This window comes from Brevundimonas nasdae, assembly GCF_016654005.1.
In the GTDB taxonomy this organism is placed as follows: domain Bacteria; phylum Pseudomonadota; class Alphaproteobacteria; order Caulobacterales; family Caulobacteraceae; genus Brevundimonas; species Brevundimonas nasdae.
The window spans coordinates 238,206-251,383 of the sequence record NZ_JAEPWN010000003.1; the positions used below are offsets into that span (position 1 = coordinate 238,206).

10 protein-coding genes are annotated in these 13,178 nt (G+C 66.5%); 4 read left to right on the top strand and 6 right to left on the bottom strand.

Going from position 1 to position 13,178, the window contains the following annotated elements; translation table 11 throughout:
• Positions 1-66: 66 nt before the first annotated feature.
• From JKF87_RS06830 to JKF87_RS06850, 5 genes are all read right to left on the bottom strand, one after another.
• Positions 67-2,910, bottom strand: coding sequence for a M16 family metallopeptidase (locus JKF87_RS06830; RefSeq protein WP_201098634.1), 2,844 nt, complete (start codon positions 2,908-2,910; stop codon positions 67-69).
• 281 nt (positions 2,911-3,191) lie between these two features.
• Positions 3,192-4,601, bottom strand: coding sequence for a dihydrolipoyl dehydrogenase (gene lpdA / locus JKF87_RS06835; protein WP_201098635.1), 1,410 nt, complete (start codon positions 4,599-4,601; stop codon positions 3,192-3,194).
• Between the two features lie 170 nt (positions 4,602-4,771).
• The gene (locus JKF87_RS06840; protein ID WP_201098636.1) at positions 4,772-6,421 is read right to left on the bottom strand and encodes a 2-oxo acid dehydrogenase subunit E2; all 1,650 of its coding nucleotides are present in this window, start codon (positions 6,419-6,421) and stop codon (positions 4,772-4,774) included.
• A 1-nt stretch (position 6,422) separates the two neighbouring features.
• Entirely contained in the window at positions 6,423-7,562 is a 1,140-nt protein-coding gene (locus JKF87_RS06845; RefSeq protein WP_201098637.1) for an alpha-ketoacid dehydrogenase subunit beta, read from the bottom strand.
• Between the two features lie 2 nt (positions 7,563-7,564).
• Complete coding sequence (locus JKF87_RS06850; RefSeq protein ID WP_236261173.1) at positions 7,565-8,812, bottom strand: thiamine pyrophosphate-dependent enzyme; 1,248 nt, start codon at positions 8,810-8,812, stop codon at positions 7,565-7,567.
• A 149-nt stretch (positions 8,813-8,961) separates the two neighbouring features.
• Between JKF87_RS06850 and JKF87_RS06855 the strand changes: the two genes are divergently transcribed.
• Both JKF87_RS06855 and JKF87_RS06860 read left to right on the top strand, forming a co-directional pair.
• Entirely contained in the window at positions 8,962-9,450 is a 489-nt protein-coding gene (locus tag JKF87_RS06855; RefSeq protein WP_201098638.1) for an Lrp/AsnC family transcriptional regulator, read from the top strand.
• Positions 9,451-9,492: 42 nt separating this feature from the next.
• Positions 9,493-10,371 carry a pirin family protein gene (locus tag JKF87_RS06860; RefSeq protein ID WP_201098639.1) on the top strand — a complete coding sequence of 293 codons (879 nt, stop codon included), beginning with the start codon at positions 9,493-9,495 and terminating at the stop codon, positions 10,369-10,371.
• A 131-nt stretch (positions 10,372-10,502) separates the two neighbouring features.
• On the opposite strand, the gene JKF87_RS06865 is transcribed toward JKF87_RS06860, so the two are convergent.
• Positions 10,503-11,321 carry an alpha/beta hydrolase family protein gene (locus tag JKF87_RS06865; protein WP_201098640.1) on the bottom strand — a complete coding sequence of 273 codons (819 nt, stop codon included), beginning with the start codon at positions 11,319-11,321 and terminating at the stop codon, positions 10,503-10,505.
• A 159-nt stretch (positions 11,322-11,480) separates the two neighbouring features.
• Here JKF87_RS06865 and JKF87_RS06870 point away from each other — a divergent pair, with 159 nt between their 5' ends.
• Both JKF87_RS06870 and mtgA read left to right on the top strand, forming a co-directional pair.
• Positions 11,481-12,446, top strand: a complete 966-nt coding sequence (locus JKF87_RS06870; protein WP_201098641.1) for a WD40 repeat domain-containing protein — start codon at positions 11,481-11,483, stop codon at positions 12,444-12,446.
• A gap of 39 nt (positions 12,447-12,485) precedes the next feature.
• Positions 12,486-13,178 (top strand): monofunctional biosynthetic peptidoglycan transglycosylase, encoded by a 693-nt coding sequence (gene mtgA / locus JKF87_RS06875; protein ID WP_201098643.1) that lies wholly within the window; start codon positions 12,486-12,488, stop codon positions 13,176-13,178.

A 13,178-nucleotide genomic window follows, 5' to 3' on the forward strand; every position in this document is an offset into this window, starting at 1 on the left:
GGCGGGAATACGAAAAAGGCCCGGAGAGCGATCTCCGGGCCTTCGTCGTTCTGGTTGTGAGCGGTCTTATTGCGTCGCTGCGGCCCGCACCTCGACCGGGATGCCCAGGGCGTCCAGCTGAGGCTTGACCACCGAGGCGTCGCCCACGACCACCCAGACGAAGCGCGACGGATCGATCGCGGCCTTGGCGGCGGCGTCCAGCTGGGCCGTCGTCAGGGCGTTGGTGCGCGCCGCCACCGTTTCCGGATAGTTGTCCGGGCGGCCCAGCAGGTCGTTGGAGCGCAGGGCGCTCAGCACCGCGCCGGAGGTCTCATAGCTGCCCGCCAGACGACGCGTATTGCCGTTGATCGTGCGCTGCAGTTCGTCTGGGGTGACGCCCTTTCCGCCCTTCAGGAAGTCGTTGAACTGCTGGTTCAAGGCTTCAATGGCGGGCCCGGTCTTGTCGGCCTGCACCGGGGCGGTGACCAGATAGGGCACGCGGCCGCGGAAGCCTGCGACCGAGGCGTTAACGCCGTACGACCAGCTCTTGGTCTCACGCAGGTCCGTGTTGATGCGGGACAGGAAGTCGTTGCCCAGCACATTGTTGGCCGCGTTCAGGACCAGCAGGTCGTCGGTGCCCGAGGCCGCAAGAACCTCGCCGCCCAGGATATAGGACTGGGGCGACTGCGGACGGTCGATCAGCACGATACGCGCCGTGGTCGCCGGGATCGGGGCCGAGAAGTCCTTGACCGGCTTGGCCGATGCGGGCGGGACCCACTGGCCCAGCTGGGCGTTTAGGACCGGCAGGATATCCGCCAGCGGCTTGTCCGAAACCACGAAGATCTTGGCGCTGTCCGGGCGGATCCACTTGGCGTATTCGGTGCGGATGTCGGCCTCGGTGATCGAGCGGATGCTGGCCTCGTCGCCATTGCCGCTGAACGGACGGCCATAGGGGCTGGCCGCGCCATAGATCAGTTCAGGCAGGGCGCGGTTGGCCAGGGCGGCGGGCTGGGTGCGTTCCGCCGCGATCTGGGCCAGACGGGTGGCGCGCAGCCGCTCCAGCTCCGCCGGGGCCAGGGCCGGGCGGCGGATCACATCGGCCAGCAGGGCGACCGAGGCGTCCAGGTTGGGCGACAGGGCGTCCAGGGAGATCACCGAACGGTCCATGCTGGCGCCGGTCGAGATGCGGGCGCCCAGGGCTTCCTGGGCCTCGGCCAGCTGGGTGGCGTTCAGGGTGCGGGTGCCCTCGTCCATCAGGTCCAGCATCAGGCTTTGCAGGCCCAGCTTGGAGGGGGCGTCGGCGGCCAGACCCGCATCGAACTCCACGGCGATCTTGGTCGTCGGCACGGCGGCGCGCTGGGCGTAGATCACCTCCGTGCCGTTCACCAGTTCGGTGCGCTGTACGGCGGGGAAGTCGATGTTGGCGACCTGGCCGATTTCAGGCTTGGCCATGCGCGCCACCCGCTCGATGGGTGGGGCGGGCGTGTGGTTGGCGCCTGACGGCGCCGCGGCGGCCTCGACATAGGCTTCACGCTCGCCCGGCAGGGTCACGGCGGTGAAGGACGGACGGGTCAGCCATTTCTGCAGCGCGGCCTGGACCTGGGCCGGGGTGACCGAGGCGTAGGCCGCCAGGGTCTTCTTGTAGAACTCTGGATCGCCTGCGTAGAGCTGACCTTCGGCCAGGGCGACGGCCTTGCCGCCGAAGCCGCCGACCTGCTCCAGGCCCTTGATGCGGTTGGCGAGATACTGGGTCGCGACGCGGTTGATCTCGTCCTGGGTCGGACCGTTGGCGATCAGGCCGTTCAGGATGCCCAGGATGCGCTGTTCGACGGCGGCGGGGTCTTCGCCCGGCTTCACATCGGCCTGGATGTCGAAGATGCTGACGCGCTGGAAGTCGGAGACGCTGGAGCTGACCGCGACGGCGGTCTGGTCGCCGCGCACCAGTTCGTTGTCCAGACGCGAGCTGGCCAGGCCGCCCAGAACCGATGCGCCGACGCTCAGCGGCACCAGATCGGGGTCGGTCAGGCCGGGCACGGCCCAGCTGATGTTGATGCGGGTGTTGGATACCCGGTCATGCATGGTCTGGCGCACCGGCGCGGGCAGGGTCGGCACGGCGGCCTGGGCCGGATTGTTGACCGGACCCGCAGGAATGGGGCCGAAATACTTCTGCGTCAGCTCGCGCGCCTTTTCGGGCGTGATGTCGCCCGCCAGCACCAGGATCGAGTTGTTGGGGCCGTAGTTGGAGCGGAACCAGTCGCGCACCGTCTGCATCGAGGCGGCGTCCAGATCGGCCATCGAACCGATGGTCGAGTGGCGATAGGGATGGCCGTCGGGGAAGAGGGCTTCCAGCTGGGCGTATTCGAACAGGCCATAGGGCTGGTTGTCGCCCTGGCGTTTCTCGTTCTGGACGACGCCGCGCTGCAGATCGAGCGTCTCCTGGCTGATGGCGCCCAGCATGTAGCCCATGCGGTCGCTTTCCAGGAACAGGGCCTGTTCCAGCGCCGGGGTGGGGACGGTCTCGAAATAGTTGGTGCGGTCGAACCAGGTCGTGCCGTTCATGTCCGTCGCGCCCATGTTGCGCATCGGGGTGAAATAGCTGCCGGGCGCATTCTCGGAGCCGCCGAACATCAGATGCTCGAACAGGTGGGCGAAGCCGGTCTTGCCGGCCGGTTCGTCCTTGGAGCCGACGTTGTACCACACCGACACCGCCACCACCGGGGCCTTGTGATCCTCATGCACCAGAACGGTCAGGCCGTTGGGCAGGGTGAACTTAGTGTAGGGGATGTCCACTTCGCGGACCAGTTCCGACACCGGCGCGGCGCGCAGGGCGGGCGCGGCGGCCTGGGCGGATGCGGTCGGAGGCGTCAGGGCCAGAACCGGAGTGGCCACGGCCGTCAAGGCGGCGATGGCGACGAGAGGGGCGAAACGCATGGGCGTCTCCTAAAATTTCAGGTGACCCCGACCTTAGCGACCCCTGTTCCTTAGGCAACGTGGCGTAATCAACATGAACAAAGGTTCATCTTCGTGATGTGTCGGCAGAGGCGACGTGCGCGAAACTGGTCACGACAAGCCAAGGCCGCGCCCGCGACTGACGGGGGCGGACAGATCGTTTTGATCCAGCCGATATCAAGCTGGGCTTTGATCTTGATCGACGGGCGTTGAAACTCGACTTCAACGCCCGTGCGGAAAATCTGGTCTTAGGTCAGCCGCGGCTAGATGTGGATCGCGTGGCCCAGGGCGCGCAGGGACGCCTCGTGGAAGGCTTCGCCCAGGGTCGGATGGACGTGGATCACGCCCGCCACATCCTCCAGCACCGCGCCCATCTCCAGCATCTGGGCGAAGCTGTTCGACAGTTCCGACACATGCTGGCCCACCGCCTGGATGCCCAGGATTCGGTGATCGGCCCTGGACGCGATGACCCGCACGAAGCCGCCGTCCTCGCCTGCCTCGATGGCCAGGGCGCGGCCGATGGCGGCGAAGGGGAAGACGGCCTGGATCACGTCGTCGCGGCCCTCGACGTCCTGCGGTCCCACGCCTGCGGAGACGATCTCCGGCTCGGTGAAACAGACGGCGGCGATGGTGACGGGATCGAAGATGCGGTCATGACCCGCAATGATTTCGGCGACGACCTCGCCCTGGGCCGAGCCCTTGTGCGCCAGCATGGGTTCGCCGGTCAGGTCGCCGACGGCCCAGACGTTCTTCATGGAGGTGGCGCAGCGCTGGTCGATCTTCACGAACGGCCCGGCCATGGCCACGCCCATATTCTCCAGACCCCAGCCCTGGGTGCGGGGCTTGCGGCCCACGGTGACCAGAACCTTGTCGGCGTCCAGCTGCAGCGGCGCGCCGTCCCTGGTGGTGACGTTCAGTTTGCCCCCTCCCTGCTCAGAAGGGCCGAAGCCGCCCGCGCGGGCGCCCAGATGCAGCTCGACGCCATGGCTGCTCAGCCACTTGGCGACCGGATCGGTCAGGGCCTTGTCATAGAGGGGCAGCAGGCGGTCGGCCATTTCGACGATGGCCACCTCGGCGCCCAGTTTGCGGAAGGCGATGCCCAGCTCCAGCCCGATATAGCCGCCGCCGACGACGACCAGCTTCTTGGGAACCTCGGGCAGGCTGAGCGCCTCGGTGGACGAGATGACGTCGCCGCCGAAGGGCAGGAAGGGCAGTTCGACCGGCTCGGACCCCGTCGCCAGGATGACGTGTTCGGCGGTGATCTTCACCTCGCCATCGTCGGTCGTGACCACGCAGGTCTTGGCGTCCTCGAAGTTCGCCCAGCCCTTGATGACCTTGACCTTGGCCTTCTTCAGCAGGGCCGCGACCCCATTGTTCAGTTTACGGACGATCCCGTCCTTCCATTCGACCGTCTGTTTCAGGTCGATGCCGGGCGCCGCCGCCGTAATGCCCAGCGTCCCGCCGCTGGCCGCCTTGGCCACCGTTTCGAACTTGCCCGCCGCATGGATGATGGCCTTCGACGGGATGCAGCCGACGTTCAGACAGGTGCCGCCCAGCCCGTCTCCGCCATCCACCAGCACGGTCTCCAGCCCGAGCTGGCCGCAGCGGATGCCCGCGACATAGCCGCCGGTGCCCGCGCCGATGATCAGGACTTTGGTTTTGATCTGCTGCATCGTTCGTTCCGTTTGTCTCCCTCTCCCCATGGGAGAGGGCTTGAGCGCACGGCGGCGTCTGCCGTCGTCCTGTCGCGAAAGGGTAAGGGGCCGGTGTCTGATCGTTTAAACCGAACCCTCATCCGTCTCGCTGCGCGAGCCACCTTCTCCCTGCGGGAGAAGGAAGCGGTTCACCCCATCCACAAGGTCGCCGGGTTCTCCAGCAGCCCCTTGATCCGCTGGACGAAGACCGCCGCGTCATGGCCGTCGACGATGCGGTGATCGAAGCTGGAGGACAGGTTCATCATCTTGCGCACGACCATCTGCCCGTCCTTGACCACGACCCGTTCGGCGATCTTGTTGGGGCCGATGATGGCGACCTCGGGGTGGTTGATGATCGGGGTGTGCACCACCCCGCCCAGGGTGCCCAACGAGGTGATGGTGATGGTCGAGCCGCTCAACTCCTCACGCTTGGCCGAGCCGTCCTTGGCCGCGCCGGAGACGCGGGCGATCTCGAGAGCGGTGGCGTAGGGGTCCAGCGCCTCGGCGTGGCGCACCACCGGCACCATCAGCCCGTTCGGCGTCTGGGCGGCGATGCCCAGATGCACGGCGGCGTGCTGGGTCAGGACGCCCGCCTCGTCGTCATAGGTGGCGTTGATCTGCGGCTGGTCGCGCAGGGCGACCACGATGGCGCGGGCGATGAAGGGCAGGAGGTTCAGCTTGGGCTGGTCCTTGGCCCTGGTGGTGTTCAAATGGGCGCGAAGCTCCTCCAGCGCCGTGACGTCGATCTCTTCCACATAGGTGATGTGGGGGATGCGGCGCACGCTTTCGGCAATCTTCTCCGCGATCTTGCGGCGCAGGCCGATGATGCGGACCTCGGTGGCGCCCTCCGCCTTGGCGTAGGTTGAACCGCCTGCTGCGGGGGCGGACGCGGGGACCGATCCGCCGCGCGCGATGAAGCCGTCCAGATCCTCGTGGGTGATTCGTCCCGCAGGACCGGATCCCGGCACGAAGGTCAGATCGACGCCCAGATCACGCGCGCGGTGGCGCACGGCGGGCGAGGCGGACGGGCGCTCGCCCGGCGCACGGCCGGTCAGGGCGGGGACGGGCTTTGCGTACTGAGCCGTTGCAGCAGGCGCGCTCTTGACGACCGGCGCCGGGGCGGGCGCATCGACCTTGGGCGCGGCGGCGGGGATGCTCGCGGAGGCAGCGGAGACATTGCCCTTGCCCTCGACATTGAACGACACCAGCGGGCCGCCGACCGGCACCTGCTGACCCGCTCCGCCGTGCAGGACCACGACGGTTCCAGCGACGGGCGAGGTGATCTCGACCGTGGCCTTGTCAGTCATGATGTCGGCGATGATCTGGTCTTCCTCGACAGCGTCGCCGACCTTGACGTGCCAGCCGACCAGTTCGGCCTCGGCGGTGCCTTCGCCGACGTCGGGCAGTTTGAAGACATAGTTGCCAGCGACTTCGACGGCAGGCGCCGGGGCGACAGTCGCTGCCTTGGATGCAGGCTGGGATGCAGGCTTGGGCGCGGCTTCTGCGGCGGGTTTTGGCGCAGGGGTTTCTGCGGGCGCGTCGGCGGCGTTGCCCGCACCCTCGACCTCGAACTCGACCAGGGGGCCGCGCACAGGGATCATCTGGCCGGGTTCGCCGTGGATGGCGACGACCTTGCCCGAGACGGGGGCGGTGATCTCGACCGTAGCCTTGTCGGTCATGACATCGGCGACGATCTGGTCTTCCTCGACCTGGTCGCCGACCTTGACGTGCCAGCCGACCAGTTCGGCCTCGGCGGTGCCTTCGCCCACGTCGGGCAGTTTGAAGACGAAACGACCCATCTTAACGACCCTTCCCTAGAGCTTGGCCAGTCATGACGCTCTTCAAGGCGTCTGAAACCCGTTGCGGTCCGGGGAAATATTCCCACTCGAAGGCGTGGGGGTAGGGGGTGTCCCAGCCGGTCACCCGCGCGATTGGCGCTTCCAGATGATAGAAGCAGCGTTCCTGGACCAGGGCCGACAGTTCGCCGCCGAAGCCCGAGGTTTTCGGCGCCTCATGCACGATGACGCAGCGGCCGGTCTTCCTGACGCTGGCCTCGATGGTCTCGATGTCCAGTGGGACCAGGGTGCGCAGGTCGATGACCTCGGCGTCCACGCCCGCATGTTCGGCGCCCGCCAGCGCGACCCAGACCATGGTGCCATAGGCCAGGATGGTCACGTCATTGCCTTCGCGCATCACGCGGGCCTTGCCGATCGGTTCGACGTATTTGCCGGTCGGAACCTGGGCCAGATCCTGCGTCTTCCACGGGCTGACCGGCTTCTCGTGCCAGCCGTCGAAGGGGCCGTTGTACAGGCGCTTCGGCTCGAAGAAGATCACCGGATCGTCGTCCTCGATAGCGGCGATCAGCAGGCCCTTGGCGTCATAGGGGTTGGACGGAACGACGACCTTCAGGCCTGCAATATGGGTGAACAGGCTTTCCGGCGACTGGCTGTGGGTCTGGCCGCCGAAGATGCCGCCGCCGTAGGGGCTGCGGATCGTGATCGGGCTGGTGAACTGGCCGCCCGAGCGGTAGCGCATCTTGGCCGCCTCGGAGACGATCTGGTCATAGGCCGGATAGATGTAGTCGGCGAACTGGATCTCCACGACCGGGCGCAGGCCATAGGCGCCCATGCCGATGGCGGCGGCGACGATGCCGCATTCGCTGATCGGAGCGTCGAAGCTGCGGGTCAGGCCGTGCTTCTGCTGCAGCTTGTCGGTGACGCGGAAGACGCCGCCGAAATAGCCCGCGTCCTCACCGAACGACAGGACGTTCTCGTCCTCGCTCATCTTGACGTCGATGGCCGAGTTCAGGGCCTGGATCATGTTCATCGGCACGACGCCGGAACCGCTCGCCTGCGAGGCGGGCGCCGCGTTCTGGTCGACCATGTCGGGTTCGACTCTGTCGTTGCGGTCGGCTTCGGTGAAGGTGGTTTGCTCGCTCATGATCAGACCCCGACTTCGCGACGTTGTTCGACCAGGCGCCAGTCCTCGGTCGCATAGACCTCTTCGAACATGGTCTTCACGCTGGGACGCGACTGGCCCAGGGTGCCGATGGCCTCGGATTCCTTGCCCGCGGCGCGAACCTGTTCGACGGCGTCCTTCAGGGCTTGGGCGTGTTGCGCGTCGTCCCATTCGCCGATGACGGTCAGGTGCTGGCGCAGACGCTCCAGCGGATCGCCCAGCGGCCATTTCTCGTGCTCGTCGCCGGGGCGGTAGCGGCTGGGGTCGTCGGAGGTCGAGTGCGGGGCGCCGCGATAGGTGAACAGCTCGATCACCGTCGCGCCCTGGTTGGTCCGCGCGCGCTCCTCGGCCCACTGGGTCGCAGCCCAGACCGCCAGGAAGTCGTTGCCGTCCACACGCAGGGCCGGCAGGCCGTAACCGATGGCCTTGGAGGCGAAGGTGGTCTCAAGCCCCCCCGCGATGCCCATGAAGGACGAAATGGCCCACTGGTTGTTGACCACGTTCAGGATGACCGGGGCGCGATAGACCGAGGCGAAGGTCAGGGCGTTGTGGAAGTCGCCTTCCGCCGTCGCCCCGTCGCCGATCCAGCTGATGGCGATCTTGTCGTCGCCCTTGTAGGCGCTGGCCATGGCCCAGCCCACCGCCTGCGGCACCTGGGTGCCCAGATTGCCGCTGATGGTGAAGAAGCCGTAGTCCTTGGACGAATACATGATCGGCAGCTGGCGGCCTTTGATCGGGTCCGCCGCGTTCGAATAGATCTGGTTCATCATCTCGACCAGCGGATAGCCGCGCGCGATCAGAAGCCCCTGCTGGCGATAGGTGGGGAAGCCCATGTCCTCGCGGCTGAGCACCATGCCCTGAGCCACGGCGATGGCCTCTTCGCCGGTGCACTTCATATAGAAGCTGGTCTTGCCCTGGCGGTGGGCGCGGTGCATCCGGTCGTCGAAGGCGCGCGTCAGGATCATGGCCTTGAGGCCGCGACGCAGCGTCTCAGGGTCCAGGCGCGGGTTCCACGGACCGACGGCGTGACCCTCGTCGTCCAGCACCCGAATCAGGCGGAAGGCCAGATCGCGCATTTCATAGGCCGTCGCGCCGACTTCAGGCCGTTCGACGGCGCCTGCAGCATCAAATTGCAGGTGGCTGAAATCCGGCGTGTCACCCGGTCGGCCAGAGGGTTCCGGCACGCGTAATGACAAGGCGTGACTGTTCTTTTTCATGATTTTATCGTTCATGCGGGCGTCCAAGTCCGTTCGGGGGTCCGTCCGTGTTTCCTCTGGACGTTTGATATCACGGCGCCTAAGCAGGTGCTCGCTCAATTTGACCTTGCTAAATCCCGATTTCGGGTATTTTATTTCGCCATAACCACAATCGGAGAAACGCATTGGCGGACGAACTCGATCCCATCGACGCCCGTATCCTGGATATCCTTCAACAAGACGCCGGGTTGTCGGTCGCGGAAGTCGCGGATCGCGTCGGTCTTTCGGCCTCGCCCTGTTGGCGGCGGATCAAACGGCTGGAAGATTCCGGCCTGATCACCAAGCGCGTCACGCTTCTTAATGCACAGCTTCTGGGGCTGGATTTCGAGGTTTACGCCATCGTCAAGCTGTCGCTGCCCTCGGCCGAGAATCTCGATCTGTTCGAGGCCGCCGTCGCCAAGTGGCCGGAAGTGGTCCAGTGCGCCACCATCACGGGGCGCGAGGATTATGTGCTGCGCATCATCACTTCGGACATGCACGCCTTCGACCGTTTCCTGCGCGAGAAACTGCTGGCCCTGGGCATCGTCTCGGACTGCGAAAGCCATATCGTGACCCGCGGCGTGAAGAATGTGACCGCCTTGCCACTTGGCATTGTGACGCCTCACGTCGGATAAACTCGTTCAGGCGGCGGATTTTCGCCCGAGGACGAGAAGACCATGATCGAACTGGTGATCGACGCGCGTCGCAAGGACCTTGGCGGGTTCGAGGTCGGCCGTGTCCTGCCCTTCCATTCGCACCGGATGGTGGGGCCTTTCATCTTTCTGGACCAGATGGGCCCGGCCGAGTTCGCGCCGGGCGCCGACGCCATCAATGTGCGGCCGCATCCGCACATCGGCCTGTCGACCCTGACCTATCTGTTCGAGGGTGAGATCATGCACCACGACAACCTCGGCTATAATCAGGTTATCCGCCCCGGCGAGGTCAACTGGATGACGGCCGGCAAGGGCATCGTCCATTCTGAACGCACCGACCCGCTGAAACGCAGCCTGGGCGGCAGGATGCACGGGATGCAGGCCTGGGTCGCCCTGCCGGAAGAGGCCGAGGATATCGACCCGTCCTTCCATCACCTGGGCGAGGACGCCCAGCCCGCCTATGAGAACGGCGGCCTGTTCGCGCGTCTGGTGGCGGGCGAAGCTTACGGCGCCCGGGCCAGCGCGCCAGTGTCGTCACCGCTCTTCTATGTGCACTGGGAGCTTCAGCCCGGCGTGCGCACCACCCCGCCCGCCGGTGCAGGCGCGGGCGGCATGAGCGAGCGGGCGCTGTTTGTCGCCAAGGGCTCGATCGAGGTCGGCGACCGCACCTTCCACGAAGGCCAGATGATCGTGCTGGAGCCGACGGCGGAACCGACGATCACGGCGATCACCGCCGCCACGGTGATGGTGCTGGGCGGCGAGCCGGTGGGCCAGCGCCTGATCTGGTGGAATTTCGTCGCCTCCAGCCAGGCGCGGATCGACCAGGCCAAGGCCGACTGGAAGGCCGGACGCATGGCGCTGCCCAGCGAAGACGATCTGGAGTTCATTCCCCTGCCGGAATAGGCGACGACGATCTTCCCCTCCCCGTCCCGGGAGGGATATGACGACGATCGACTGGAGGCGGCTGCGTTCGCCTTCGCACGCATCGTCTATGGCGGCTTTGCTAAGCGGTCGCTGGAGTTCGCGCGACCTCTCTAGTGTTCCGACACGGCCAGATCGCGAGCCGCGGCGATCACGGCTGGATTTTCCAGTATCTCATGGCCCGCGCCCGGGATGATGGTCAGCCGGGCGTGGAGACCACGCGCCCTGGCTGCTCGCAGCAGACGCTCGCTGAGCCAGACCGGCGCGATCGAGTCCTGTTGGCCGATCATGATGCGAATGTCGAGCCCGGTCGGCAGTCGATCAACCTTGGCCAACGGTGAGACGCTGCGCACCGGAAACAGAAAGAAGGGGTTGAGGTTGCGCCGCGCCATGTGCCGTCGCCAAGGCCCAAGATCACAGGGACACGCAGCGACCAAGGCGCCCGAAGCCAGACCCGGGCGCTGCGCGAGCATGATCAACGACAGGGCCGCACCGCCGGAGTGGCCGATCACGCGCACATCCCGGGCATGCAGGCGCGCGGCCGCCTCTGCCACGGCTGCGCCCAGCCGATCGGCCGCATCCTCGGTGTAATTGTCGCCGACCGCCAGGCCCCTGTACCCGTTCGACTTCGCGCCCATGCCGTCGTTATAGCCCGGCCTGAGGACCGCCAGCACCAGCGTGTCGTCGAGGTCGGCGGCCAGCGTCCGGGCGAAGTGGTATTGGTAGACCGGATCATGGCCCGGAGCGTCCCCATGGATCACCACGACAAGGCGCGGATGGTCGCTGACCCGTGCAGTGCTGAACAGACGTCCCGAAACCTTCTGCCCGTCAGGGCCGAAGATCATCAGGCGCGCATCGGGATCAGCGGGATGCGAAGTCTGTCGCGTCATCATGACCCCGAGCAGTCCGACGATCGTGACGACGAGACTCAAACGCGCCCATCGCATCGATTTGACCCCTCAAAAGCCCTGCAGCGAGCTTGGCATAGCCTCGCATGAGACGATAGCCGCAAGGCGACGCTTGCGGCCTGATTGCATCGATCCCACGGCTCCAATTGCAGACCGCCGCCTAAACGGATAACGCCTGCCTCCATGACTTTCGATTTCGACGCCCAGGTCACCGCAGCCCTGTTTGACAACACCGGCGCCGTCTTCGCCCTGGGCGATGGTTCGGTGCGGTTCGAGGATCGCACGCGGGTCGAGGCGCACGACGGCGCCATCCTGTGTGTGGTGGTCCATCCGTCCGGCGAAGGCGTGGTCACGGGCGGCGACGACGGCAAGGTGGTCTGGACGCGTCGCGACGAGGATGCGGTGGTCCTGGCCACCGCCAAGGGCCAGTGGATCGACGCCATCGACGCCTCGCCCGCCTCGGGCCTGATCGCCTTCTCCTATGGCCGCACCCTGTCGGTCATTGATCCCAAGGATATCGGTTTCCGCCGCGACTACGCGCATGAACGCACCGTCTCGGGCGTGGCCTTCGAGCCGAAGGGCCGTCGCATCGCCACCTCGACCTATGGCGGCGCCGCCCTGTGGTACGCCCGGATCGAAAAACAGCAGCCGGTCAAGCTGGCCTGGGCCGGGTCGCACACCGGCGTGGCCTTCTCGCCCGACGGCGCCTTCGTCGTCACCACCATGCAGGACAACCAGCTGCACGGCTGGCGGCTGAAGGATTCCAAGAGCCTGCGCATGGGGGGCTATCCCGGCAAGGTCCGGTCCATGGCCTTCCTGGCCAATGGTCAGCTGATGGCCACCTCGGGCGCGCAGGGCGTGGTGCTGTGGCCCTTCATCGGCTCCAACGGCCCGATGGGGCGAGAGGCGACCGAGATCGGCTATGACGACACGACCCTGGTCAATCTGGTGTCGGCGCGGCCTGAGCACGGGCTGATGGCGGCCGGTCTGGCCGACGGCCGCGTCTGGGTCGCCCATCCGGCGGCGCAGGGCCTGAATTTCATCAAGGCCGAGAAGGGGGCGTCCATCGTCGCCCTGACGCTGAGCCCCGCCGCCGACAAGGTGGCCTGGGCCGACGAGGACGGCGCCGCGGGCGTCCTGATCCTCTAGGCCGCTTGCGTCCCGCCCAAGCTTGACCAGAATATCGCGATGACCAAGTCCAAGAAGCCCCGCAAGCGCCGGTTCTGGCTGACGCTGATCCTGGTTCTGGCGCTGTTTCCGTTTGTCGGCGTGGCCCTGTTCGCCATTGTCCCGCCGACGCCCACCATCCTGATGCTGCGTCAGGTCGTGCGGGGCGAGGGCCTGGACTACCAGTGGCGCGGGCTGAACGACATATCGCCGAATCTGGTCAACGCCGTCATCGCCTCTGAGGACGCGCGGTTCTGCAGCCACAATGGCTTCGACATGGACGCCATCCAGAAGGCGCTGGACCACAATGCTGACGGCGGGCGTATGCGGGGCGGTTCGACCATCAGCCAGCAGACGGCCAAGAACGTCTTCCTGTGGCCGTCGCGCGACTGGATCAGGAAGGGGCTGGAGGCGGGCTACACCGTCCTGATCGAGACCTTCTGGGGCAAGCGCCGGATCATGGAGGTTTATCTGAACGTGGTCGAATGGGCGCCGGGCGTCTATGGCGCCCAGGCCGCGTCGCAGCACTGGTTCAACAAGAACGCCCGTGATCTGACCCCGCGCGAGGCGGCGCGTCTGGCCGCCATCCTGCCTGCGCCGCGCCGGTATCAGGCCGCCGATCCCGGTCCCTATGTCCGCCGCAGGGGCGCCCGCGTCCAGGCGGCCATGGGCACGGTGCGGGGGCAGGGGCTCAGCGCCTGCGTTCTGCGCTGA